Consider the following 25,741-nt stretch of genomic DNA (forward strand, 5'->3'; position numbering starts at 1 on the left):
TTAAAAGGATTTAAAATGGGTTTTCGTATAAATACTAATGTGGCATCTTTAAATGCTCAAAACAATGCAAATTTAAACTCAAGAGCATTAGATAGCTCTCTAAGCAGATTAAGTTCAGGTCTTAGAATCAACTCTGCAGCAGATGATGCTTCAGGTATGGCTATAGCAGATAGCTTAAGATCGCAAGCTAATACTTTAGGTCAAGCTATAAGCAATGGTAATGATGCTTTAGGTATTTTACAAACAGCTGATAAGGCTATGGATGAGCAGCTTAAAATCTTAGATACTATCAAAGTAAAAGCTACTCAAGCAGCACAAGATGGACAAACTACCAAAACAAGAAATATGCTTCAAGCTGATATTAATCGTTTGATGGAGCAACTTGACAATATTGCAAATCAAACTTCATTCAATGGAAAGCAGTTATTAAGTGGTGGTTTTGTAAATCAAGAATTCCAAGTAGGTGCACAGTCAAATCAATCTATCAAAGCAAGTATTGGTTCAACTCAAAGCTCTAAAATAGGTGTAACTAGATTTGAAACAGGTTCTCAAGCTAAAGATAGTGGTATAGCTCAGCTTACTATTAAAAACTATAATGGTATAGATGATTTTAAATTCCAACCCGTAGTGATTTCTACTTCAGTAGGAACAGGTATGGGAGCTTTAGCTGAAGAGATTAATAGAGTTTCTGATATCACGGGTGTTAGAGCAAATTTCTTAGTTGAAACTACAGGTGTTGGCCCTATAAAAGCCGGTGCTACAAGTGATGATTTTAAGATTAATGGTGTAACTATAGGTAAGATAGAATATCAAGATAGCGATCAAAATGGCTCTTTGGTAGCTGCTATAAATTCGGTTAAAGATAGCACAGGAGTAGAAGCTTCAAGAGATGCTAATGGTAGACTTGTATTAACTTCAAGAGATGGTAGAGGTATAGAAATAGGTGGTAGCATAGGCGCTGGTGCTGGAATTTTAAATAAAGATTATAAAAATTATGGTCGTTTATCTTTAATTAAAAATGATGGCAAGGATATATTAATATCAGGAAGTGGACTTAGCTCTATAGGTATGGGTGCAGCTGATATGATCTCTCAAGCTTCTGTATCTTTAAGAGAGTCAAAAGGTAGAATTGATTCCAATGTAGCCGATGCTATGGGCTTTAATGCTTATAAAGGCGGTGGTAAAATGATAGTAACTGTTGGCTCTGTTTCTGCTTATATGAGTTCAGCAGGTAGTGGTATGAGTGCTGGCTCAGGATTTTCAGTAGGAAGTGGTAAAGATATGTCTAAACTTTATAATTCTACTGATGCTTTAGTTTTTGTGACAGCATTCTCAGTAGCATTTGGTGTTAGTGCGGAAGCTGTAGCAGGCAATTCTCAATTTGTTAATTTTAAAGCTTCTATGAATATAGCAGCTAAAGATCAAGAAGCTGGTGTTACCACACTCAAAGGTGCTATGGCTGTGATGGATATAGCTGAAACTGCTATTACTAACCTTGATAAAATTAGAGCTGATATTGGTTCTGTGCAAAATCAAATCACAGCTACACTAAATAACATCAGTGTAACCCAAGTAAATATCAAATCAGCTGAATCAAACATCAGAGATGTAGATTTTGCAGCAGAAAGTGCAAACTTTGCTAAGCATAACATCCTAGCTCAAAGTGGATCTTATGCTATGAGTCAGGCTAATGCTGTGCAACAAAATGTAATGAGATTATTACAATAGTTAAGAAATCCAAAACACCTTGAATTTTCAAGGTGTTTCTTTAAAAACAACTCTTTAAAAACAACTCTTTAAAAACAACTCTTTAAAAACAACTTTTTAAAAACAACTTTTTAAAAACAACTCTTTAAAAACAACTTTTTAAAAACAACTTTTTAAAAACAACTTTTTAAAAACAACTTTTTAAAAACAACTTTTTAAAAACAACTTTTTAAAAACAACTTTTTAAATTTGGAACATTTATTGCTTTAAAAGTTCTAAGCAATATTTTGAAAGGATTTAAAATGGGTTTTAGAATAAACACCAACATAGGTGCAATGAATGCACATGCAAATTCAACTATCACAGCAAGAGAGCTTGATAAGTCTTTATCAAGACTTAGTTCAGGTCTTAGAATCAACTCTGCAGCAGATGATGCTTCAGGTATGGCTATAGCAGATAGCTTAAGATCGCAAGCTGCAACTTTAGGTCAAGCGATAAATAATGGTAATGATGCTATAGGTATTTTACAAACAGCTGATAAGGCTATGGATGAGCAGCTTAAAATCTTAGATACTATCAAAGTAAAAGCTACTCAAGCAGCACAAGATGGACAAAGCACTAAAACAAGAAATATGCTTCAAGCCGATATTAATCGTTTAATGGAAGAACTTGATAATATAGCTAACACTACAGCTTTCAATGGTAAACAACTTTTAAGCGGAAACTTTATAAATCAAGAATTCCAACTCGGTGCACAGTCAAATCAAACTGTAAAAGCTAGCATAGGCCCAACTCAAAGCTCTAAAATAGGTGTAACTAGATTTGAAACAGGTTCTCAAGCTAAAGATAGTGGTATAGCTCAACTTACTATCAAAAATTATAATGGGGTAGATGATTTTAAATTCCAACCCGTAGTGATTTCTACTTCAGTAGGAACAGGTATGGGAGCTTTAGCTGAAGAGATTAATAGAGTTTCTGATATCACGGGTGTTAGAGCAAATTTCTTAGTTGAAACTACAGGTGTTGGCCCTATAAAAGCCGGTGCTACAAGTGATGATTTTAAGATTAATGGTGTAACTATAGGTAAGATAGAATATCAAGATAGCGATCAAAATGGCTCTTTGGTAGCTGCTATAAATTCGGTTAAAGATAGCACAGGAGTAGAAGCTTCAAGAGATGCTAATGGTAGACTTGTATTAACTTCAAGAGATGGTAGAGGTATAGAAATAGGTGGTAGCATAGGCGCTGGTGCTGGAATTTTAAATAAAGATTATAAAAATTATGGTCGTTTATCTTTAATTAAAAATGATGGCAAGGATATATTAATATCAGGAAGTGGACTTAGCTCTATAGGTATGGGTGCAGCTGATATGATCTCTCAAGCTTCTGTATCTTTAAGAGAGTCAAAAGGTAGAATTGATTCCAATGTAGCCGATGCTATGGGCTTTAATGCTTATAAAGGCGGTGGTAAAATGATAGTAACTGTTGGCTCTGTTTCTGCTTATATGAGTTCAGCAGGTAGTGGTATGAGTGCTGGCTCAGGATTTTCAGTAGGAAGTGGTAAAGATATGTCTAAACTTTATAATTCTACTGATGCTTTAGTTTTTGTGACAGCATTCTCAGTAGCATTTGGTGTTAGTGCGGAAGCTGTAGCAGGCAATTCTCAATTTGTTAATTTTAAAGCTTCTATGAATATAGCAGCTAATGATCAAACTCCAGGCGTTACTACTCTTAAAGGTGCTATGGCTGTGATGGATATAGTAGAAACTGCTACAGCAAATTTAGATGCCATTAGAGCTGATATTGGTGCGGTGCAAAATCAAATCACAGCTACACTAAATAACATCAGTGTAACCCAAGTAAATATCAAATCAGCTGAATCAAACATCAGAGATGTAGATTTTGCAGCAGAAAGTGCAAATTTCTCTAAATACAACATCCTAGCTCAAAGTGGATCTTATGCTATGAGTCAGGCTAATGCTGTGCAACAAAATGTTTTAAAACTCTTACAATAAATCCAAAGAATATAAGGCAGTTTTGCCTTATATTAAATTTCTTTTTTCTAAAATATTTTGTAAAGGTATGATGGCTATTTTTAAAGCTTTTTCTTGGACTAAAGCTAACTCGCTGATTTCTTCTAGCCAAGATTTATGTGCTGTAATCCAAGCAACAAGTTTATTTTGTTTATCGCTATCATTGCGCATAGGATTAACATAAATTTTTGAAAAAGAACTTTCAAGATGAAATAAAGAAGGACTTAAAACTTCTCTTAAGAAAATGTATTTATTGCTTTCTATAGTCTCTTTTAGTTGATCTATTTTTGCATTTAACTCATGTAAGGTATAGTGTGTTTTGCTTTGATAGTTTAATTCTTTATGTAATTTTTTACAAATTTTTAAGAATTTTTCATTAGCTTTTATATTTTGTTTGATTTGTTTGTAAGCTTTTAGCATAAGCTCTTGGCTATCTTTGCGTTTTGGTGGATTTAGTTTTGGAAAAGGTTTTTTTACTTCATCTTTTAAAAACTCTTTACAAATTTCTTTAAAAGGTTTTTCTATGGTTCCTTCTATCCTTGCCCCACCTTCTGTGGCATTGTAAATTTTTGCTTTTGTTTGTTTGTGAAATAAACTTTCAAAAATTTGTTTAAATAATATCCAAACCTCTGAACTTTGCACATAAGTTTTTCCACCATAAGCTAGGGTTTCAAATTTTCCATGATCGCGTTCAAAATCTCCTTCGTGATAACTTTCATGTAAAAATCCTTCACTATGAGTTTGTCCATCATCACTATAAGCTAAATCTTGTCCTATTAAGATGATATTTTCATGCCCTAGTAAAAGTGCTAGTTCATAGTTTAAATGTGCTACGCTCATTCCACCGCTTACATAGCCAAAATCATGCAATCCTAAAGAATAAGCAAAAGGCATTGATCTTGAAACTAAAATATATTTTCTTTTATTTTTTTCTAAAAATTTTATACTATCTTTATATACTAATGAAGCTAAAATAAAAGTAATGTCTTTATCAAATTCTTTAAAATCATTATCAAAGCATTTTGATACCACATCATCTCTTTCTAGCATACAAACATAATCAGGTTTTATACCTGCCTTTGCTAAGATAGGATAAGCGCTATCAGCACAAAATATAGTAGCCTTATTAGCATATTTTTTAAGTAAAGGAAGTTGTTTTTTTAAAGAAGGTCCAGTAGCTACCAATATAGCATTTTTGCTTTTATTTGATCTTTTTTTCTTAAATTCACTAAAACTTGGATGTGTAAGCATTTTAGGTAAGTTTAGAACAAATTGCTCTATGCCTTGCATAGCATCAATTGGGTCATTTCCTCTTCTTAAGGCAATATTTTTAATAACTTTGGAATTTAAATCATTTATGTTTTTAATTTCTTCTTTTTGTCTTTCTTCATAAAATTCACAATGAATATGTAGAGTGTAAGTTTTTAAAAATAAATTTAAAAAAGAGCATAAAGTATCAGCTTTTGTATAGTTAAATTCCTTTGCATGGATTAAAATAAATCTACCTTCTAAAAGTTCTTTGGAAAAATCTATCATATTAAAAACTAAAAATATTAACTCAATGTCTTTTTCATATACAATAACTTTTTTATGTTCTTTATTTGCAAGCAAACTTTTGTAAAATATACCATTGCCTAATCCATAGAAAAAAAGTATAGGGTATCTTAAGAATTCTTTATTAAATAGCTCAATTTTTTCTTGTAATTCTTTTAAAGGATTTATATATAAATTTTTTATATTTTTATAACATATATTACAATTTAAAGGATCTTTATCAAAAACATAAATATAATCTTTAGCTTCTTTTATTCTACCTAATCTTCTTTTTAGCGTTTGATATTCACTTCCTTTTAAGGCTTTTAAATTTTTTTTAAAAATCTCTGTTTTCATTTTTATCCTTTTTGATTAAAAAAATAATATCGTCATTTTTTATGTTTTTTATCAAAAATTTGATGTGTTATTGTTTTAAATTTTCTTTTATAGTTTTATTATAATTTTCAAGATATAAAATAATCTCATCAAAAAAATTGATTTGTTGTTCTAAGAAAGATTTTGTATTTTTTTCTTTTTCAACTTTGTATTTTAAAACCTCACATTCATTTTGAAAGCATCTAGCTTGTAAAATATCTGAAAAAAATTCACTTTTTGGGAGCTTAAGTCTTAGTTTTTCTAATCTTTCTAAGCTTTTATCCTTAATAGCTTTTTTGCATTCATTGATAAAAATTTCACTTTGTTTTATTTGTTTGTTGAGTTTTTCTTTGCATTGTTTTAGTTTTTTTTGTGGATTTTTTGCTTTTGTTAAAATAATATTTTTTTCAATTTTTTCTTTTAAAAACTCTTCACAAATTTCTTTAAAAGGTTTTTCTATGGTCCCTTCTATCCTTGCCCCACCTTCTGTGGCATTATAAGTTTTGATTTTTAATATATCTCTAGCTAGAGCTATATCTTTTTCAAAACTTTTTAAAAACAAATACCATGTGAGTTGTGTTTTTACTTCTTTATTGCCTCCATATGCACAGATTGTTTTATAAACAACTTCTTCATCTCCTTGATCACCATATAAATGTTCTTTTGGGTGAGACTTTCCATCATCACTATAAGCTAGATCTTGCCCTATTAAAATAATATTTTCAAATCTTAAAGCTCCAGCTAACTCATAAGCCATATTAGCAACACTCATGCCATTTCCCAAAAAACCATATTCATTTAAGCCAAGTTTGCTTTCAAAAAACAAAGGTCTTAAAACGAGCATATAATTTCTATTGTTTTTTTCTAAATATTCTATAGTTTTAGGATGAGTTAAAGAAGCTATGATAAATAATATATTTTTATCAAATTCTCCAAAATCATTATTAAAAAATTCGCTAGTCATATCTTCTCTTTCTAGTGAAAAGACATAATCAGGCTTAATTCCCTCTTTAGCTAAGATAATATAAGAGCTATCAGCGCTAAAAATTACAACATTTTCTTGGTGTTTTTTTAAAAGCGGAAGTTGTTTCATCAAAGAAGGACCTGTTGAAACTATAATGGCATTTTTTGCTTTTGCTTTTCTATCTTTTATTAGATTTTTAAAAGGAGTATGAGTGATGATTTTTTCTAAATTTATAATATTATGTTTTATTCCTAGCAAAGCATCTTTTGGGTCATTTCCACGAGCAAGCATTAGTGTTTTTATGAGATTTAATAAAATTTGCATCACATTTTGAGCATTGGGTGTATAAAAATTAATATAAAAATCATTATAAAAATGAAAATTGAAAATTTTCAGTGTATGTTTGATTTGTGGATAATTAAATAAAACTTTAAGTTGAGCGGTGTTGATATTTGGTGTAAAAAACAAAATAAGTTTTTCTTTTCTAAGAAGCGTGGTAAAATCAATCATATGAAAAGCTAGATATAAAATTTCTAATTCTTCTTCAAAAATAACAATATGTTTTAAATGCTGATTTTTTAAAAGCTCTATAAAAAATTTTCCATCGCCAAAACCATAAAAAAATAATACTGGATATAATTGAAATTTATCATAATCAAAAGAATGGTTTTCATCTAAAAAAACTTGATTTTGTAAATCAAAAATTTTATCTTTTATGATTTTAAATTTATGATTTTGAGTGATTTTTCTCAACTCGTAAGCTAATATTTGATCTACTTCAAAAAGAGCTTGGGTGTTTTTTAAAAATAATTCTTTATTCATTTAAAGTCCAAATTTTTATTTTATTATATCAAAACATATTTTTTACTATCATGATTTTTAAACAAAATATATTTTTCCATGATTATTCCTTGAAATGTTTTTCTTCTAAAGCTTTAGCAAATTCTATATCACAACTTGCTTTTTTACCAAGCATGATAGGTAAAAATTTAGGATGCAAACCTAGGCTTGGTCTTACGCTTTTTATATTTTCTCGTGTGAAAATATCACCTTTTTTGATGTCTTTGCTTGCGTATAAACTTCTTGCAAAATGGCGGTTTTTTAAAGTTTTTTCATCCATGCTAAATTCTTTGTTTCCTAAAGCTTGCTCGCTTAAACGCACCATAGAACACATTTGCTTAAACTCCTCAAAATCAAGACTAAATTTAGCATCAGCACTATTTAAAGTTTTATCTAATATAAAATGTTTTTCTATGACTCTTGCACCAAGAGCTACGGCTAAAGTTGGTGCTAAAAATCCCTCGCTATGATCACTTAAACCAATAATAGTGTTAAATTTTTCTTGTAAAGTTTTTATGACATTTAAATTTAAATCACAAATTTGTGAAGGATAAGCCGAGGTGCATTTAAGCAAAATCAAATTCGGATTGTTTTCTTCTTTAAAAATTTTAACAATCATTTCAAGTTCTTCTTCATAGGCTATGCCTGTAGAAACTAAAGTAGGTTTGTTTTCTTTTGCTACATAACGCACAAAATCATAATCATTTGCTTCAAAGGAAGCGATTTTATAAGCTAGGGGATTAAATTGCCTTAAAAAATTTACATCTTCTTTAGAAAAAGGACTAGAAAAGCAAATTAAACCTTCATTTTTAGAACATTCAAAAAGTTTTTCATGCCACTCATAAGGAGTTTTAGCTTCTTCGTAGAGCTCATATAGTTTGCGTCCATGCCATAAACCACCTTCAATAATAAAATCTTTTTTGTCAGAATTTAGTGTTAAGCTATCTGGGGTATAGGTTTGAATTTTTATAGCATCAGCTCCTGCTTGTTTGGCTGCTTGTATAGTTTTTAAAGCTATTTCAAGACTATTTGCATGATTGGCTGAAAGTTCAGCGATGATGAAAACTTTTTCATTTATGTTAAAATTTCCTATAAACATCAAAAAACCTTTTTTTAATTTAAATAAAAATTTACTATATTTTATATTTTAATTATTAATTGTGATTAAAGGTTTATTTAGTAAAATAAATTTATTATAAAGTTATCTAAGGAAAAAACTATGACTAAAACACTAGAATATTCGATTTATCACTTTTGTGAACACATTTTAAAACTTAAAATTACACCAACAAGCGTGATTAGAGGCGAGCTTTATGGGGCTTCTATACCTTTGTATTTTAAAGATGAAGAATATAGTTTTTATCTGTTTTTTCAAAAAAAGGCTCTTAATGAGATTGCGCAATTTTTATTGCATGAAGAGTTAAAAGAAGATGATCTAGCAGATTTAGTAAAAGAAGTAGCTAATCAAATTATAGGTTATGCCAAAAAATTACTTAATGACACTAATGGCAAAGATGAATATCGCTTGGGTGTTCCTGAATATTTAGGACGTATTGATGGATTTTCAAAAATCAAACTCAAAGAAAAATTTACTTATGAAATGAAAAATGCTCGTTTTAGAATAGGTTATAAAAAATTATGATAGAAGATCATTTAGGATTGTTGCAATCTTATGAAGATATTTTAGATATTAGCGTTGATTTTGTTAGTGAGCTTGGTACTACTAATATGAGCGTAAGAGAGCTTTTAAAGCTAGAAGTTGGTTCTGTGATAGACCTTGAAAAGCCAGCGGGTGAAAGCGTGGAACTTTATTTAAATAGAAGAATTTTTGGAAAAGGTGAGGTAATGGTGTATGAGAAAAACCTTGCTATAAGGATTAATGAAATTTTAGATTCTAAATCAGTATTGCAGTATTTCAAAAAAGAATTGCAATGAAATTTATTTGGATTTTACTACTTGCTTTACCTCTTTTTGGGGCAAAAATTCTTGATTACAATATTTATCCAAGAGAAGATAGGGTGGATATTACTTTTTCATTTGATGTTCCTTATAAAGAAGGTATTAGTCAAAAGAAAAAAGATGGTATTATTATTTTTACTTTAAATGCTAAAAGTGCAAAAGAGGAAGATAGAGCGTTAAATTCTGATATTATAAAAAAAATTAAAATTTTTTCAGAAGATAAAAAAACTTTTATAGCTTTAAGTGTAGGTGATAAAATACAAATCACCGCTGATGCGATTGGTGAATATGGTTTAAGATTGCGTGCTCAAAAAGAAGGTGTAAATTTAAGTACTAAAAAAAGCTTAGAGGAAAAAAACGAGGAAATAAAAATGCAAGAATATGATTTTACAAATTATATTTTAGTTGTAAGCGTTTTGATACTTTTGCTTGTTGGACTTTGGTTTTTAAAAATATATCTAAGACAAAAACACCCTTTAGATAGGAATTTTAATTTAATCTTTCAAAGACCACTTGATAGACACAATCAACTTGTAGTTTTTGAATATGGTTTAAAGCGTTATACTATGATTATAGGAAATTCTAATGTGGTATTAGAAACAAATGAAGCTTTGATAAAAAATGAAGAACAAAACAAAGCACCTCAAAAGCCAAAAGAAAAAGATTTTGATTCTTATTTTGAAGAAAATAAACAAAGATTGCAAAATTTACTTTTAAAACAAAATAATTAATTTTGCTGATTAAAAGCCAAAATGATAAGTTTTGGCTTTGAAATTTTTTTGATTTCTTCTTTTGAAAAATAAATTTGTTTTTTAGTCGAGTATATATACAAAGTATGATTTTTTAGCGTGAAATCAAGATTCTCATCAGTGTCTTTTGCAAGTTTTTTTGATAAAGCTAAAATAAAATTAAGCCAAGCTAATATGTGATTATTTGGTAGTAAATCTTTTATATTTTCTATCGCAAATGGATTGATTTTTTTTCCATTAGCTTTTAAAATAGTAGAAATTAATAAAATTTCTTTATGTGAAAAACCAAAATGCAGGCTATTTAGAGCTATATAAGCACTATGTTCATTGGCAAAATAAAAATTAATTCTCTCGCCTATATGCGATAATTTTGCAGCATTTATAAGATCTTTTTTAAAAGTAAGATTAATTTTATGGATAGGCAAAAGAGTATCAAATAGTTTATTTGCAAAATAAGCACTTTTATCATTATAATCTATACTAAAACGATCTTGTATAGATTTTAAGCTTGGATTGAAATTCGGAGGAAATTTGGCATTAAATTTTGAAAAATCCGTTGTTTCGTTTTTTATTTTAGTATATTTTTGAAAAAGATTAGATAAAAATACACCTTCTCTAACACCCACTGCAGAGGTGATGATATTTTTAGCTTTTAAATTTTTTGCTAGTGCTAAAAATATCACACATCCTTCTTTTATAGTATCAAAACGATCTTTTTTTATGTTAAAATCATTTAAATTTTTAGCATTTTGAATTTTTTCTATGTGATTTTTTTCTTTTTCAAAACTATAACTAAAATTATGAATCATTTTTAACGGGTAAGAGTTTTTTTTCATTATAGAATTTGACAATGCCCTTAAACTTCCACCTATGGCAATGATATTTTCATTTTGAAAATGCTTTGGAACTTGTTTTAGTGCTTCTTGTATAAATTGGTCTAGTGCATTAAATTTTTTTGTATCGTAAAAAATTTCTTTTAATCTTACTGTGCCAAGATCAAGTGAAATACAATCTACAATCTTACCTTCTTTGATTAAACAAAGCTCAGTCGATCCTCCACCTATATCTATAGTGGTGGCATTTTGAATATCTGATAGTAAATTTAGCGCAGCAAGCCCACCTAAAAATGACTCTGTTTTTCCATTAATACATTTTATATTTAAACCTACATTTTTTGCTATTCTAGCTATGAAATCTTTAGCATTGGGCGCATCTCTTAATGCAGAAGTTCCAACAGCAATAATTTTTCTACATTTTTCTTTTAAAGCTTTTTCCTTAAAATAAGTTAAAGCTTTTTCGGCTTTAAGCATGGCTTCTTCTTGAAGAATTTTATTATTATTGTAAGCATTTTCTCCAAGTCTTACTTTCTTTTTGTGCTCACTGCAAATGAAAAAACCATATCTTGAGGTTTTTTCAAAAACTACCATACGAACGGAATTAGAGCCAAGGTCAATTACTGCTGTTTTTTTAGCCATTAAATATCTTTATTTTTATGTTTTAAACGAAGCTCATCAATGCTTTCTACATTATCAGGATCAGGTATGATACAATCTACTGGACAAGCTACTATACAAGCTGGTTCTGAAAATTCATTCACACATTCAGTACAAAGATCAGGATCTATGACATAAATTGGATCATTATCATAGATTGCTTCATCGGGACATTCTTCCCTACATGCATCACAGGATATGCATTCTCTAGTGATTAAAAGTGACATATTTTTTTCCTTTTTATAAGTAATAAAGCAAACTTATACTATATAAAAACTTATAGGTAATTTAAAATGAAAGAAAAAACAAAATCTACTTTTTAGAATGATTAAATCATTCTAAAATTTTAGTTAGTTTTTTTAGGAAAACAAAAACGATACCCTCTACGACGCACGGTTTCTATGGTAGAGATGTTAAGCGGTTTATCCATTTTTTGTCTTATTTGATTGATTGCAACCTCTATAACATTTGGAGTTACAAGTTCAGGTTCTTCCCAAATAGCATCTAAAAGTTGTTCTTTTGACACAATCTGATCTGAATGTCTAGCTAAATGAGTTAAAACTTCAAAAGGTTTTCCTTTTAATTCTATATCTTTTCCTTGATAAGTGATTTTTTCTTCATCAGGATCAATCACTAAATCATCGATTTTGATCACATTTGTTCCGCCAAATCTAAGTCTAGCTTCAATTCTCGCCATTAAAATTTCAAAATCTAAAGGTTTTTTTATATAATCATCTGCTCCAGCTTTCAAAGCTTTGATTTCATTTTCTTTATCTGCTTTTGCGCATATTGTAACTATAGCGGTTCTTGGAGATTTTTGCTTAATGGCATTAATTAAATCACTTGCATCATTATTGCCAATAGTCCAATTTGATAATACTAAATCATAGTGTCTAATACCTATAAAATACTCAGCGTCTTTAAAATTTTCTGAAGTATCACTTTGATAGCCAAACTCATTTAAGGTATTTGATAGAGTTTTATTAAGTGATGCTTCATCTTCTACAACTAAAATACGCATTTTATTCCTTTGAAGATAGTTTTAGTGCAAAAGTATAACACAAATTAAGCAAATGTTCAAAATTCTTTAAAAAAATTTTAATATTTTTTACTCAGACTAGCTCCAACGCATGCATTTTTGATAATATCAGGTTTGTAACAAGTGATATTTATAAATTTAAGCTTTTTATTATGTTTTTTAATATCCTTGCATATGTATTTTAAAGATTTTTCTATAGTTTTAAATTTTTTCTTTTTATAAATTTTTTCTATTCTAATACAAAGTTTTGCATAATCTAAAAATTTTTTACTTTTAGCTTCTAGTTCTATAATAACTTTTTGTTCTTGAATTCTTTCAAAATCCAAAAGCCCTATAATACATTTAAATTCTAAACTGACTTTTATATGACTTTGCATTCTTGTTTTCCAATAAGCCTTAAAATATTTGGTATATGTTTATAAATTACTATAAATGCAATAACAAAAATTGGTGCATGGGTGTTGATCACAGGCATGTTATAATGAAAAATAAATGAAGTAGCTATTAAAACAATTAAAGCTCCTAATGAAGCTAAGCTTGAAATTTTAAATACCTTTCCTATGATAAACCAAGCTAAAACCGCAGATATTATTTCAAAAGGTAAAAATACTGTTAAGACCCCAGCCCCTGTAGCCACTCCTTTGCCACCTTCAAATTTTAAATAAGGAGAAAAGCAGTGCCCAAATACTGCTAAAACAGCCATAGTCCATAAGATATTTTCATCATAGCCCATAAATTTTGCCACTAATATAGGTATGATTCCTTTTAATGCGTCTAAAATAGCGGTTGCAATAGCAAGTATTTTAGCTAGTTTAGGATCGCTTTCTTTTACTACCCTTAAAACATTTGTAGCGCCTATACTTTTACTACCCATATTTTTAATGTTTGTTTTAGCAAAGATTTGAGCTAGTAAAAGCCCAAATGGTATAGCGCCTATGAGATAAGCTAAAAGATAGATTATTAAATTTTCCATTTACTTTTCCCTAAGATTTTTGTAAAACTCTGTAATAATAGCAAAAAACCCTGAAATAAATATTTAAGAGATATTTTCTCCTATAATAATTTTTATTGTTAAATATAAATTTTTTATATTATTTAAAGAAAATTATAGATATATTTTCAATAAGTTTATTTTAAATAGGCTTTATTTTATCTTATTTAGGAGTAGATAATGAAAAAAATTTCATTATTAGTTGCATCATCATTATTAGTTGCATCAACTGCTTTTGCTAACGATAAAGCTTTGCTTGATGAAGCAAAAGCTGCAGGTTTGGCACCTTTACCAAAAGATCAGACAGGTGTTGAAAAACTATTAAAAGAAATGGGTATTAAAGCTAGTAAATTCTCTAAAGAGAAAGCTAACCTTGGTAAAAAGCTGTATTTTGAGCCAAGACTTTCTAAAAGTGGTTTGATTTCTTGTAATACCTGTCATAATTTAGGTATGGGTGGTACTGATGGTATAGCGGCTGCTGTAGGACATAAATGGACAGCTAATCCTCATCATTTAAATTCGCCAACAGTTTATAACTCAGTTTTAAATTCAACTCAATTTTGGGATGGTAGAGCAGGAACTTTAGCAGATCAAGCAAAAGGACCAATTGAAGCAGAACCTGAAATGGCAACTCCTGCTAAATTAGCAGTAGAAAAAATAGCTTCTATGCCAGAATATGTAAAAGAATTTAAAAAAGTTTATGGTAGCAGTGGAGTAACTTTTGATAATATTGCAGATGCTATTGCTACATTTGAAAGAACACTTTTAACTCCATCTAAATTTGATAAATTCTTAGAAGGTGATACAAAAGCATTAAATAAAAAAGAAAAAGAAGGTTTGAAAACTTTCATCGATAAAGGCTGTACAGCTTGTCATACAGGGGTAAATTTAGGTGGTAGTATGCAGGCTTTCCAAGTAGCAGCTAAATATAAATTTGCAAATGTAGGTGATTTTAAAGGTGATGCAAATGGCTTAGTTAAAACTCCAACCTTAAGAAATATTGCTGAAACTGCTCCGTATTTTCACAATGGTGCTATTTGGTCTTTACAAGAAGCAATCAAAGAAATGGGCAGTGTGCAACTTGGCATAGAAATTTCTGATAAAGAAGCAGCTTCTATAGAAACTTTCTTACATGCCTTAACAGGTAAAAAACCAAGCATTACTTACCCTCAACTTCCAAAAGCAACTGAAAAAACTCCAAAACCAGAGCTTTAATTTAAATCTTAAGACGCTTTTTGCGTCTTAAGCTTACTTTATACAAAATCAAGATATAATTACTGCTTTTAGCCATTAAAGCTTTCTAAATTTATGTTTATGCATAATGCTTTATGGTGCTACCAAAATATTTTAAGAAAGGATAGCTGTATGTATGCTATTATAAAACACAGTGGAAAACAATACAGAGTAAGCCAAGGTGATGAGCTTAAACTAGATCGTTTTGAAGCTGAAGCAAAATCAAGCATAGAAGTAAGTGAAGTTCTTGCTGTATGTGATAAAGAATTAAAGGTAGGTGTGCCGTTTGTTGCGGGTGCAAAAGTTGTTTTAGAAGTGATTGCTCATGGAAAAGACAAAAAAGTTGTGATTTATAAAAAAAGACGCAGAAAAGACTCAAAATTAAAACGCGGTTTTAGAAGACAATTTACTCGCGTTAGAGTAGTAGATATTAAAGCTTAAGGAGTAAAGAATGGCACACAAGAAAGGTCAAGGTTCAACTCAGAATAATCGTGATTCTATAGGTCGTCGTCTAGGTGTTAAAAAATTTGGTGGAGAATTTGTTCGCGCTGGCAACATCATCATCCGCCAAAGAGGAACAGCAACTCATGCGGGTAATAATGTAGGCATAGGAAAAGATCATACAATTTTTGCTTTAATTGATGGTTTCGTAAAATTCGAAAGAAAAGATAAAAATAGAAAAAAAGTTTCTGTTTATCCTGCATAATTTTAAGGCTACTTTGTAGCCTTTTTCTTCTTTTTAATCTTAATATATTAAAAAAAATATAATATCATTTTAAAAATTTATACTTTGGTGATTGTATGTTTATAGATAATGTGAAATTAGTTTTAAGTTCAGGTAATGGTGGCAAAGGCGCTGTGAGTTTTCGCCGTGAAAAACATGTTCCACTCGGTGGGCCTGATGGTGGCGATGGTGGAAATGGCGGCGATGTATATTTTATATGTGATAATAATACCCATACGCTAGCGCACTTTAAAGGTAAAAAAGAACTTAAAGCACAAAATGGCCAGCCAGGCTTAGGTCGTAATAAAAACGGCAAAAGAGGGGAGAGTTTAGAATTAATCGTTCCTCAAGGCACTCAAGTAATTGACGCACAAAGTGGGGAAGTTTTGCTTGATATGTTAGTAGAAGGCCAAAAAGAATTATTTTTAAAAGGCGGTAAAGGTGGTCTTGGCAATACTCATTTTAAAAACTCTACTAATCAACGCCCAGATTATGCCCAACCAGGCGTGGCAGGAAAAACTTTAAGTGTGCGCTTAGAATTAAAACTCATAGCAGATGTTGGGCTTGTGGGCTTTCCAAATGTAGGAAAATCCACTCTTATAAGCGTAGTATCTAATGCAAGACCTGAAATAGCTAATTATGAATTTACTACTTTAACTCCAAAACTTGGTATGGTTGAAGTAGATGATTATAATTCTTTTGTAATGGCAGATATCCCAGGTATTATAGAAGGTGCAAGCGATGGCAGGGGTTTGGGACTTGAGTTTTTAAGACATATAGAAAGGACTTCTTTTTTGCTTTTTGTGCTTGATCCATTAAGAGATATGAGTTTAAAAGAGCAATTTTGTATTTTAAGAAAAGAATTGGAAAAATTTTCAAGCAAACTTTATGCAAGAAATTTTGGCTTAATGCTTTCAAAAAGTGATAGCGTAAATTTAGGCGAAGAATTTGCACAAAAAATGGAAGAAGATTATAATGAGCTAAAAGCTTATTTGCAAAGTCAAAATAATCCACAAAGCTTTTTTGTTAAAGTATCAAGCCTTGAAAAAACTGGACTTAAAGAGCTTAAATTTATGCTTTTAGAAGAAGTTAAAAAAATTAGAAGTCAAAATAATCTTTGATGAGTGAAAATTTAACTATAGATTTTATTCAAGAATATATCAAGTCTAATTTTAAAGGCTTGGTATATAAATTTACTTATAAAGAACATAGCTTTTTTTATAATCCCGATAAGGTTTTAAAAAACGGAGTTTATTTTTGCACTATTAAAGAAAATGATGGCATAAATGATAAAGCTTCAAATTTAAATAGAGAAGGTGTATTTCGTCTAAGTTGCTCTCTTTGTGATCAAGATTACCAAAATCTTTTTGGTAAAAAACCTAAAAAAGCTTTAAAGGGTGAGGTTGTTAATTTAAATTATGATTTTTCTATGCTTGATTTTACCATGCCTCATCCAATTTATGCTTATATGGGGTATATTTGCATCAACAACCCTTCTAGAAAAAATTTTGAAATTTTTAAAGATTATCTTGAGCTTTCATATCAAAAAGCTATAAAAACTTATAAAAAAAGGATAGTGGTATTATGAAAAATATCATTTTTATGGGAACTCCATCTTATGCAACTTGTATTTTAAAAGAGCTTGTTGATAAAGGGTTTAATGTCCAAGCTTTATTTACTCAACCTGACAAACCTGTGGGTAGAAAACAAATTTTAACCCCAAGTGATACTAAAAAATTTATTTTAGAAAATAATTTAAATATAGAAATTTTCACTCCAAAAAGCTTAAAAGATGAAAACATAACTAATAGAATAAAAAGCCTAAAACCTGATTTTATAGTTGTTGCTGCTTATGGGAAAATTTTACCAAAAGAAATTTTAGATATTGCTCCTTGTATCAATTTGCACGCTTCCTTACTTCCTAAATATCGCGGGGCTTCGCCTATACAAAGTGCTATTTTAAATGCGGATAAAATAAGCGGGGTTTGTTCTATGCTTATGGAAGAAGGGCTTGATAGTGGTGCAATTTTAGAAAGTATAGAATGTCATATAGAAGGTAAAAATTCAGCTGAAGTGTTTATTATGCTTTCAAATTTAGCTGCTAAGCTTACTGTTTCTACACTTTTAAATTTTGAAAAAATTATCCCAAAAAAACAAGATGAAAATTTAGTTACACATTGTAAAAAAATCAAAAAAGAAGATGGCTTGATTGCTTTAAATAATGCAAATGAAATTTTTCAAAAATTTTTAGCTTTTACACCTTGGCCCGGAATTTTTTTAGAAAATGGTTTGAAATTTTTAGATATAGAATTAGTTGATAGTGAAAAAACTCAAAAATCAGGTGTGATTTTACAAATAGAAAAGGAAGGCTTTTTGCTTTCATGTAAAAAAGGTGTTTTAAGGATTAAAAATTTACAAGAAAGTGGAAAAAAGGCTTTAGACGCTAAGACTTATTTAAATGGAAAAAGGTTAAAACTTGGAGATAGTTTATTTTGATGAGCTTGAATCAACTCAAATTTATTTAAGTGATAAAATTCGTAGTGGAGAAATTACTAACAATACAGCCATTTGTGCTTTTATCCAAAGTGCTGGTATAGGTAGTAGGGACAATACTTGGCAAAGTAAGCAAGGAAATTTACATGTATCTTTTTGTATAAAAACTCAAGAATTAGCACAAGATCTTCCTTTGGCTTCTGCTAGTATATATTTTGCATTTTTAATGAAAGAAGTATTGCAAAGAAAAAATTCGAAAGTATGGATTAAATGGCCCAATGATTTTTATATAGAAGATAAAAAAATAGGCGGTCTGATGAGTTCTAAAATCAATGATTTTTTGGTTGTAGGAATAGGGATTAATCTTAAATATGCTCCATTTAATGCTGAAATTTTAGATATAGAAGTAGATATAGCAAAACTTTTAAATGAGTATTTTTCTTATGTAGATGAGAAAATTTTATGGAAGAATATTTTTAGCAAGTATATGCTAGAATTTGAAAAATCAAGAAATTTTTTTATACATAATGAAGGTAAGATTTTATCTTTAAAAGATGCTTTGTTGTATAAAGATGGTTCTATATTGTTAGATAATAAAAGGATATATAGTTTAAGATGAGTGAGATAATAACTATTGCAAATCAAAAAGGTGGGGTAGGTAAAACTACTACCGCTATTAATCTAGCGGCTTCTTTAGCAGTAGCTGAAAAAAAGGTTCTTTTGATAGATATTGATCCACAAGCTAATGCTACAACAGGACTTGGTTTTAATAGAAGTAATTATGAGTATAATATTTACCATGTTTTTATAGGCAGGAAAAAACTTTCTGAAATCATTTTAAAAACTGAACTTCCACAATTATACTTAGCTCCATCAAATATTTCTTTGGTTGGAATTGAACAAGAAGTAGTAAAAGAAAGCGGAGAATATAGAACGATTTTAAGAGAAAAAATCAAAGAAATTGCTAAAGATTATGATTTTATTATCATTGACTCACCTCCTGCACTTGGAAGCATTACGGTAAATGCTTTTGCAGCAAGCGATAGTGTTATTATCCCTATACAATGTGAATTTTATGCGCTTGAGGGTGTTGCGATGGTTTTAAACACCATAAAATTTGTGAAAAAAACTATCAACCCAAAGTTAAAAATAAAAGGTTTTTTACCAACTATGTATAGCTCACAAAATAATCTTTCAAAAGATACCGTGGAAGATTTAAAACAAAATTTCAAGCAAAAGCTATTTAGAACAGGTGATAATGAAGATGATTTTATCATCATACCAAGAAATGTAAAACTTGCTGAAAGTCCAAGTTATGGAAAACCTATTATACTTTATGATATAAAATCCCCAGGTTCAGTAGCATATCAAAATTTAGCACATTCTATATTAGGATAAAAAATGGCAAAAAAAAGTGCATTAGGAAGAGGTTTAAGTAGTATTTTGGCTGATATTGATGAGGTTTATGAAAAAGAATTAGGATCAAAAGAAGGCAAAATAGAAGAAATTGATATAGATTTAATTAGTCCAAATCCTTATCAGCCAAGAAAAAATTTTGATACACAAGCTTTAGAAGAGCTTGCGGGGTCTATTAAAGAATATGGTTTAATTCAGCCTATTGTAGTTTTTAAAAAAGATGAATTTGATTATATTATAATAGCTGGCGAGAGAAGATTTAGAGCATGTAAGCTTTTAGAAAAAGAACAGATTAAAGCCGTAGTTTTAAATGTGGATGATATAAAATTACGCGAGCTTGCTTTGATTGAAAATATCCAAAGGGAAAATTTAAATCCTATAGAATTGGCACATTCTTATAAAGAATTATTGGAAATTCATGACATAACTCAAGAAAAATTAGCAGATCTTATTCACAAGTCAAGACCACAAATTGCTAATACCTTAAGACTTTTAAATTTAAATGAGCAAACGCAAAATTTCATTATAGAAGGTAAAATTTCACAAGGTCATGCAAAAGTTTTAGTAGGACTTGAAAAAGAAGAAGAAAAAATGATAGTTGATACTATCATAGGTCAAAAACTTAATGTAAGAGATACAGAAAAACTGATTAAAAATTTTAAAAATTCAAATAATTTAGAAAAAAATACAAATTTAAATAAGCAAAATCAATCTATATTAAATTTAAAAGAAAAAATAGAATCTTTTGGATTTAAGACAGTAGTGAAAGATTTAAAAATTATTGTTAATTTTTCTGACGAAAATGAGATTTTAAAATTTTTTAAAATACTAGATTAAATATGCTTTTAGGTATATTTTGGTATAATTGCGCGTTTTATTTAGATTTATTTAGGAGTATTAATGTTTAATGATGTACATTTTTCCATCATGATAGCTACTGGTGTCATTTTTTTGCTCATGATAGCAATTTTAAATTCTATACTCTATAAACCTTTGATTAAATTTATGGATTCTAGAGATTTGACTATTAAAAATGACGAAGAAAAAATGAAAAAAAATTCTGATGATGTTTCAAATGTAGAAAATGAGTTGGAAAAAATTCATATACAAACAAGAGATGAGATTAATCAAATCAAAGCAAAAGCAGTAGAAGAAGCTAAAATAAAACAAGAAAAAGAATTATCAATAAAGAAAAAAGAATTAGAAGAACAAATGCATGTTTTTCTAAAAAGTCTAAGAGAAAAAGAAAAAGAATTAAAAGAAGAGATGCGGTTAAAAATGCCAGAATTTAAGCAAAGCTTTAAAGATAGCTTGAGTAAAATTTAAGGAAGATAAATGTTGAAAAAAATTACATTATTATCGGTGCTTCCTTTTTATGCTTTTGCAGCAGGTAATGGAAGTGGCGAGTATGATATTATCCCAAGAGCAGTTAATTTTGTTTTGTTTGCTGCTATTTTATATTATTTTATAGCAACACCTTTAAAAAATTTTTACCACGGAAGAATTGCAAAAATTGCCTCTAGGATGAATGAAATACAAGAAAAACTTATTGCAAGCAAAAATCATAAATTAGAAATGATGAAAAAACTAGATTTAGCTAAACAAGAAGCAATTAATGCAGTTGCTCTTGCAAAAAAAGAAGCAGAAATCATTACAGATAAAATAGAAGCTGAAACAAAAATGGAGATTAAGGCTTTAGAAAAAACTTATGAAGAGCATAAAGAATATGAAATAAGAAGAATGGAAAAAGAAGTTGTGCAAGCGGTTTTAGAAGAAATTTTTGAAGATCAAAGTTTACAGCTTCAGCAAAAAGAAATTTTAAATATCATGATGAAAAAGGTGTCTTGATGGAAAGTGTAATTGCAAAAACCTATGCAAAAGCTATATTAGAAAGAAAAGATTTTGAAAATTTTTATTCAAATTTATTACAACTTAGTTCAGCTTTTGCTTCTGATAAATTTGTAAGTATTTTAAATGCTTATGAGCTTAAACAAGAAAAAAAATTAGATTTTATACTTTCTTTATTAGATAATCCAAGTGATGCTTTTAAAAATTTTATGAGCTTAGTTGTTGGCAACAATAGAGAGATGTTAATTCCAAGCATTACTAAAGAATTGAGTGAACAAAAAGCATTAAAAGAAAATGAATTTTTAGGGCAAGTTTATTCAAAAGAAAAATTAAGTGAAGAAGAAATTAAAAATTTAGAAGAAAAACTTAGTCTTAAATTCAACGCAAAGATTAGATTAGATAGTAAAATAAGTGATAATGACAGTGTAAAAATTAGCTTAGATGGACTTGGTTATGAAATTTCATTTTCAATGCAAAGCTTAAAAGCTAAAATGAATGAATATATATTAAAAGCAATTTAAGGAGACTTGATGAAATTTAAAGCAGATGAAATTAGTTCTATTATAAAAGAAAGAATTGAAAAATTTGATTTTAATCTTGAAATAGAAGAAACCGGTAAGATTATTTCAGTTGCTGATGGTGTTGCTAAGGTTTATGGTCTTAAAAATGCTATGGCCGGTGAGATGGTTGAATTTGAAAATGGCGAAAAGGGAATGGTGCTTAACCTTGAAGAATCAAGTGTTGGTATTGTTATTTTAGGAAAGGGACTTGGCTTAAAAGAAGGAAGTTCTGTAAAAAGATTAAAAAAACTTCTAAAGGTTCCAGTTGGTGATGCGTTGATAGGCCGTGTTGTAAATGCTTTAGGTGAGCCAATTGATGCTAAGGGAGCGATTGAAACAAGTGAATATCGCTTTGTAGAAGAAAAAGCAAAAGGTATTATGGCTAGAAAAAGTGTTCATGAACCATTACATACGGGTATTAAAGCTATTGATGCTTTAGTTCCAATTGGTAGAGGACAAAGAGAGTTAATTATTGGTGATAGACAAACGGGTAAAACTACTGTTGCAATAGATACAATTATTAGTCAAAAAGGTAAAGATGTTATTTGTATTTATGTGGCAATTGGTCAAAAACAAAGCACAGTGGCTCAAGTAGTTAAAAAGCTTGAAGAATACGGCGCAATGGATTATAGTATAGTGGTAAATGCAGGTGCTTCAGATCCTGCTGCATTGCAATATCTTGCTCCATATACAGGTGTAACTATGGGTGAGTATTTTAGAGATAACTCAAGACATGCGTTGATTGTTTATGATGATTTGAGTAAGCATGCTGTTGCCTATCGTGAAATGTCTTTGATTTTGCGTCGTCCTCCGGGTCGCGAAGCTTATCCAGGGGATGTATTTTATTTACATTCAAGATTGCTTGAAAGAGCAAGTAAATTAAGTGATGAGCTTGGCGCAGGAAGCTTAACAGCATTACCTATTATTGAAACTCAAGCAGGGGATGTTTCAGCTTACATTCCAACCAATGTTATTTCAATTACCGATGGTCAAATTTTCTTAGAGACAGATTTGTTTAATTCAGGTATTCGTCCTGCGATTAATGTTGGTTTATCTGTATCTCGTGTTGGTGGTGCTGCACAAATTAAAGCAACAAAACAAGTTTCAGGTACCTTAAGACTTGACTTAGCTCAATATAGAGAATTGCAAGCTTTTGCGCAATTTGCAAGTGATTTAGATGAAGCAAGTAGAAAACAACTTGAGCGTGGACAAAGAATGGTTGAAGTTCTAAAGCAGCCTCCATATTCTCCGCTTTCAGCTGAAAATCAAGTAGTGATGATTTATGCAGGAACTAAAGGATATTTAGATGATATTGCAGTTTCAAAAATAGGAGAATTTGAAGCAGCCTTATATCCATTTATTGAAGCTAAATATCCAGAAATTTTTGAGCAAATTAGAACCAAAAAGGCTTTAGATAAAGATTTAGAAGAAAAATTAGCTAAAGCATTGAGTGAGTTTAAAGCAAACCACATATAAGGTTTTTAAATGTCTAATTTAAAAGAAATTAAAAGAAAAATAAAAAGTGTCCATAATACACAAAAGACAACTAATGCTATGAAGCTTGTCTCTACTGCCAAATTAAGAAAGGCAGAAGAGGCAGCTAAAAAGTCAAAGATTTTTGCTCAAAAAATTGATGAAGTTTTATCTGAAATTGCATTCAAGATTAATCAATACGAAGGACTTGATGATAAACTTCCGTTTTTTAGAAAAAAAGACAATATTGAGAAAATGGATATTATTTTCATTACTGCTGATAAAGGTTTATGCGGTGGTTTTAATATTAAAACTATTAAAACAGTAAATGAAATGCTTGAAGATTGTAAAGCAAAAAAAATCAAAGTAAGATTAAGAGCTATTGGTAAAACAGGTATAGAGTATTTTAATTTTCAAAATATTGAAATTTTAGAAAAATATTTAGACACAAGCTCTAGCCCTGATTATGAAAAAGCTTGTGCTATTATTGAAAATGCAGTTGATGATTTTATAAATGAAGTTACAGATAAGGTTGTAATTGTACACAATGGCTATAAAAATATGATTTCGCAAGAAATTCGTATTAATGAATTATTACCAGTGCAAGCTATTGCGAGCAAAGAAGAACAAGAGTCTCAATCTTTAATGGATTTAGAACCTGAAGATGAAGAAATTTTAAATGATTTATTAAAAACTTATTTTGAATATAATATGTATTTTTCTTTAGTTGATTCTTTGGCGGCTGAGCATAGTGCAAGAATGCAAGCTATGGATAATGCAACCAATAATGCAAAAGCTAGAGTTAAACAGCTCAATTTAGCTTATAATAAAGCAAGACAAGAATCTATTACCACCGAATTGATAGAAATTATCAGTGGTGTTGAGTCAATGAAATAAATTTAGGAGTGATGATGCAAGGTTTTATTTCTCAAGTTTTAGGACCAGTGGTTGATGTTGAATTTAAAGAATATCTTCCACAAATTAACGAAGCTATAATTGTAAATTATGAATTAGAAGGAAAAGAATGCAAGCTAGTGCTTGAAGTAGCTGCGCATTTGGGTGATAATAAAGTAAGAACTATCGCTATGGATATGACTGATGGTCTTGTTAGGGGTTTAACGGCTGTTGCGACTGGAAACCCAATTAGCGTTCCAGTGGGCGAAAAAGTACTTGGAAGAATTTTCAATGTAACAGGTGATTTGATTGATGAGGGTGAAGAGATCAATTTTGATAAGCATTGGTCAATCCATAGAGATCCACCTCCATTTGAAGAGCAAAGTACAAAAAGTGAAATTTTTGAAACAGGTATTAAGGTAGTTGATTTGTTAGCTCCTTATGCAAAAGGTGGTAAAGTAGGACTTTTTGGTGGTGCAGGCGTTGGTAAAACCGTTATTATTATGGAGTTAATCCACAATGTTGCATTTAAGCATAGCGGTTATTCTGTTTTTGCAGGTGTTGGTGAAAGAACTCGTGAGGGTAATGATCTTTACAATGAAATGAAAGAAAGTAATGTTTTAGATAAAGTTGCATTATGTTATGGTCAAATGAATGAACCACCAGGAGCAAGAAATCGTATTGCTTTAACAGGTCTTACTATGGCTGAGTATTTTAGAGATGAAATGGGACTTGATGTGTTGATGTTTATTGATAATATCTTTAGATTTTCACAATCAGGTTCTGAAATGTCAGCACTTTTAGGAAGAATTCCTTCAGCTGTTGGCTATCAACCAACTTTAGCTAGCGAAATGGGTAAATTCCAAGAAAGAATTACTTCAACTAAAAAAGGTTCTATTACTTCAGTTCAAGCAGTTTATGTGCCAGCAGATGATTTAACAGACCCTGCTCCTGCAACTGTTTTTGCGCATTTGGATGCAACTACGGTTTTAAATAGATCGATTGCTGAAAAAGGTATTTATCCAGCTGTTGATCCGCTTGATTCTACTTCAAGAATGCTTGATCCACAAATTATTGGTGAAGAGCATTATAAAGTAGCGCGTGGAGTACAATCAGTACTTCAAAAATACAAAGATTTGCAAGATATTATTGCTATTTTAGGTATGGATGAATTGAGTGAAGAAGATAAATTGATCGTTGAAAGAGCAAGAAAAATTGAAAAATTCCTATCTCAACCATTCTTCGTTGCTGAAGTATTTACAGGAAGTCCTGGTAAATATATTAGTTTAGAAGATACAATAGCAGGTTTTAAAGGTATTTTAGAAGGGAAATATGACCATTTACCTGAAAATGCTTTCTATATGGTAGGTGGAATTGATGAAGTTATTGAAAAAGCAGAAAAACTTAAGGCTTAATA

Annotated in this window: 28 protein-coding genes; 20 read left to right on the forward strand and 8 right to left on the reverse strand. The window is 29.8% G+C overall.

Annotated elements, in window-relative coordinates; translation table 11 throughout:
* The first annotated feature begins 15 nt into the window (after nt 1–15).
* Both L8X27_RS06580 and L8X27_RS06585 read left to right on the forward strand, forming a co-directional pair.
* Entirely contained in the window at nt 16–1,728 is a 1,713-nt protein-coding gene (locus tag L8X27_RS06580) for a flagellin A (RefSeq protein ID WP_263681160.1), read from the forward strand.
* Nucleotides 1,729–2,009: 281 nt separating this feature from the next.
* Nucleotides 2,010–3,722, forward strand: coding sequence for a flagellin A (locus tag L8X27_RS06585; protein ID WP_263671107.1), 1,713 nt, complete (start codon nt 2,010–2,012; stop codon nt 3,720–3,722).
* Between the two features lie 27 nt (nt 3,723–3,749).
* Here L8X27_RS06585 and L8X27_RS06590 read toward each other — a convergent pair whose 3' ends face one another.
* The 3 genes from L8X27_RS06590 to pseI form a co-directional block, all read right to left on the reverse strand.
* A complete protein-coding gene (locus L8X27_RS06590; RefSeq protein WP_263671106.1) occupies nt 3,750–5,630 on the reverse strand; it encodes a motility associated factor glycosyltransferase family protein in 1,881 nt (626 codons plus the stop codon).
* A gap of 67 nt (nt 5,631–5,697) precedes the next feature.
* Nucleotides 5,698–7,434: a motility associated factor glycosyltransferase family protein gene (locus L8X27_RS06595; protein WP_263671105.1), complete on the reverse strand. Its 1,737-nt coding sequence runs from the start codon at nt 7,432–7,434 to the stop codon at nt 5,698–5,700.
* 82 nt (nt 7,435–7,516) lie between these two features.
* Entirely contained in the window at nt 7,517–8,551 is a 1,035-nt protein-coding gene (pseI, locus tag L8X27_RS06600) for a pseudaminic acid synthase (protein ID WP_263671104.1), read from the reverse strand.
* A 120-nt stretch (nt 8,552–8,671) separates the two neighbouring features.
* Here pseI and L8X27_RS06605 point away from each other — a divergent pair, with 120 nt between their 5' ends.
* From L8X27_RS06605 to L8X27_RS06615, 3 genes are read left to right on the forward strand one after another with little or no spacing between them, the layout of a single operon-like run.
* Entirely contained in the window at nt 8,672–9,094 is a 423-nt protein-coding gene (locus L8X27_RS06605; protein WP_133319685.1) for a chemotaxis protein CheX, read from the forward strand.
* Nucleotides 9,091–9,387 carry a flagellar motor switch protein FliN gene (gene fliN / locus L8X27_RS06610; RefSeq protein WP_133319684.1) on the forward strand — a complete coding sequence of 99 codons (297 nt, stop codon included), beginning with the start codon at nt 9,091–9,093 and terminating at the stop codon, nt 9,385–9,387. The genes L8X27_RS06605 and fliN overlap by 4 nt, the downstream gene beginning before the upstream one ends.
* Entirely contained in the window at nt 9,384–10,142 is a 759-nt protein-coding gene (locus L8X27_RS06615) for a hypothetical protein (RefSeq protein WP_263659706.1), read from the forward strand. Before fliN ends, L8X27_RS06615 begins: the two co-directional genes overlap by 4 nt.
* On the opposite strand, the gene L8X27_RS06620 is transcribed toward L8X27_RS06615, so the two are convergent.
* The 5 genes from L8X27_RS06620 to plsY all read right to left on the reverse strand — a co-directional run bounded on the left by L8X27_RS06620 (nt 10,139) and on the right by plsY (nt 13,665).
* Nucleotides 10,139–11,635 carry a Ppx/GppA phosphatase family protein gene (locus L8X27_RS06620; protein WP_263671103.1) on the reverse strand — a complete coding sequence of 499 codons (1,497 nt, stop codon included), beginning with the start codon at nt 11,633–11,635 and terminating at the stop codon, nt 10,139–10,141. The two genes, L8X27_RS06615 and L8X27_RS06620, sit on opposite strands and share 4 nt — an antisense overlap.
* On the reverse strand, nt 11,635–11,880 hold the full coding sequence (locus L8X27_RS06625; protein WP_012660922.1) for a YfhL family 4Fe-4S dicluster ferredoxin: 246 nt from the start codon (nt 11,878–11,880) through the stop codon (nt 11,635–11,637). The genes L8X27_RS06620 and L8X27_RS06625 overlap by 1 nt, the downstream gene beginning before the upstream one ends.
* Before the next feature lie 119 nt (nt 11,881–11,999).
* Nucleotides 12,000–12,674 (reverse strand): homeostatic response regulator transcription factor HsrA, encoded by a 675-nt coding sequence (gene hsrA, locus L8X27_RS06630; RefSeq protein ID WP_133319681.1) that lies wholly within the window; start codon nt 12,672–12,674, stop codon nt 12,000–12,002.
* A 77-nt stretch (nt 12,675–12,751) separates the two neighbouring features.
* Entirely contained in the window at nt 12,752–13,069 is a 318-nt protein-coding gene (locus L8X27_RS06635) for a dihydroneopterin aldolase (protein ID WP_133319680.1), read from the reverse strand.
* Nucleotides 13,054–13,665, reverse strand: a complete 612-nt coding sequence (plsY, locus tag L8X27_RS06640) for a glycerol-3-phosphate 1-O-acyltransferase PlsY (RefSeq protein WP_133319679.1) — start codon at nt 13,663–13,665, stop codon at nt 13,054–13,056. The genes L8X27_RS06635 and plsY overlap by 16 nt, the downstream gene beginning before the upstream one ends.
* Nucleotides 13,666–13,863: 198 nt before the next feature.
* Here plsY and L8X27_RS06645 point away from each other — a divergent pair, with 198 nt between their 5' ends.
* The 15 genes from L8X27_RS06645 to atpD all read left to right on the forward strand — a co-directional run bounded on the left by L8X27_RS06645 (nt 13,864) and on the right by atpD (nt 25,739).
* Nucleotides 13,864–14,898 (forward strand): cytochrome-c peroxidase, encoded by a 1,035-nt coding sequence (locus L8X27_RS06645; RefSeq protein ID WP_133319678.1) that lies wholly within the window; start codon nt 13,864–13,866, stop codon nt 14,896–14,898.
* 150 nt (nt 14,899–15,048) lie between these two features.
* Entirely contained in the window at nt 15,049–15,357 is a 309-nt protein-coding gene (gene rplU, locus L8X27_RS06650) for a 50S ribosomal protein L21 (RefSeq protein ID WP_263671102.1), read from the forward strand.
* Between the two features lie 10 nt (nt 15,358–15,367).
* Nucleotides 15,368–15,622, forward strand: a complete 255-nt coding sequence (gene rpmA, locus L8X27_RS06655) for a 50S ribosomal protein L27 (RefSeq protein WP_039649045.1) — start codon at nt 15,368–15,370, stop codon at nt 15,620–15,622.
* A gap of 95 nt (nt 15,623–15,717) precedes the next feature.
* Nucleotides 15,718–16,761, forward strand: coding sequence for a GTPase ObgE (obgE, locus tag L8X27_RS06660; protein WP_263660718.1), 1,044 nt, complete (start codon nt 15,718–15,720; stop codon nt 16,759–16,761).
* Nucleotides 16,761–17,228: a DUF6194 family protein gene (locus L8X27_RS06665; RefSeq protein ID WP_263671101.1), complete on the forward strand. Its 468-nt coding sequence runs from the start codon at nt 16,761–16,763 to the stop codon at nt 17,226–17,228. The genes obgE and L8X27_RS06665 overlap by 1 nt, the downstream gene beginning before the upstream one ends.
* Nucleotides 17,225–18,136 (forward strand): methionyl-tRNA formyltransferase, encoded by a 912-nt coding sequence (fmt, locus tag L8X27_RS06670; RefSeq protein WP_263671100.1) that lies wholly within the window; start codon nt 17,225–17,227, stop codon nt 18,134–18,136. Before L8X27_RS06665 ends, fmt begins: the two co-directional genes overlap by 4 nt.
* Nucleotides 18,117–18,752, forward strand: a complete 636-nt coding sequence (locus tag L8X27_RS06675) for a biotin--[acetyl-CoA-carboxylase] ligase (RefSeq protein WP_220566507.1) — start codon at nt 18,117–18,119, stop codon at nt 18,750–18,752. Before fmt ends, L8X27_RS06675 begins: the two co-directional genes overlap by 20 nt.
* Nucleotides 18,749–19,531: a ParA family protein gene (locus L8X27_RS06680; RefSeq protein ID WP_012660935.1), complete on the forward strand. Its 783-nt coding sequence runs from the start codon at nt 18,749–18,751 to the stop codon at nt 19,529–19,531. Before L8X27_RS06675 ends, L8X27_RS06680 begins: the two co-directional genes overlap by 4 nt.
* Before the next feature lie 3 nt (nt 19,532–19,534).
* Nucleotides 19,535–20,386 (forward strand): ParB/RepB/Spo0J family partition protein, encoded by an 852-nt coding sequence (locus L8X27_RS06685; RefSeq protein ID WP_263671099.1) that lies wholly within the window; start codon nt 19,535–19,537, stop codon nt 20,384–20,386.
* A 63-nt stretch (nt 20,387–20,449) separates the two neighbouring features.
* Nucleotides 20,450–20,875: a FoF1 ATP synthase subunit B' gene (locus L8X27_RS06690; RefSeq protein WP_133319671.1), complete on the forward strand. Its 426-nt coding sequence runs from the start codon at nt 20,450–20,452 to the stop codon at nt 20,873–20,875.
* A gap of 9 nt (nt 20,876–20,884) precedes the next feature.
* Complete coding sequence (locus tag L8X27_RS06695) at nt 20,885–21,397, forward strand: F0F1 ATP synthase subunit B (protein WP_133319670.1); 513 nt, start codon at nt 20,885–20,887, stop codon at nt 21,395–21,397.
* Nucleotides 21,397–21,918 (forward strand): F0F1 ATP synthase subunit delta, encoded by a 522-nt coding sequence (locus L8X27_RS06700; protein WP_133319669.1) that lies wholly within the window; start codon nt 21,397–21,399, stop codon nt 21,916–21,918. The genes L8X27_RS06695 and L8X27_RS06700 overlap by 1 nt, the downstream gene beginning before the upstream one ends.
* Before the next feature lie 9 nt (nt 21,919–21,927).
* Nucleotides 21,928–23,433 carry a F0F1 ATP synthase subunit alpha gene (atpA, locus tag L8X27_RS06705; protein ID WP_133319668.1) on the forward strand — a complete coding sequence of 502 codons (1,506 nt, stop codon included), beginning with the start codon at nt 21,928–21,930 and terminating at the stop codon, nt 23,431–23,433.
* Nucleotides 23,434–23,442: 9 nt separating this feature from the next.
* Nucleotides 23,443–24,327 (forward strand): ATP synthase F1 subunit gamma, encoded by an 885-nt coding sequence (gene atpG / locus L8X27_RS06710; RefSeq protein WP_133319667.1) that lies wholly within the window; start codon nt 23,443–23,445, stop codon nt 24,325–24,327.
* A gap of 14 nt (nt 24,328–24,341) precedes the next feature.
* Complete coding sequence (gene atpD, locus L8X27_RS06715) at nt 24,342–25,739, forward strand: F0F1 ATP synthase subunit beta (protein WP_133319666.1); 1,398 nt, start codon at nt 24,342–24,344, stop codon at nt 25,737–25,739.
* The last annotated feature ends 2 nt before the right edge of the window (nt 25,740–25,741 follow it).

The sequence above is a fragment of the Campylobacter sp. CNRCH_2015_1657 genome (assembly GCF_025772685.1).
Lineage (GTDB): Bacteria > Campylobacterota > Campylobacteria > Campylobacterales > Campylobacteraceae > Campylobacter_D > Campylobacter_D lari_D.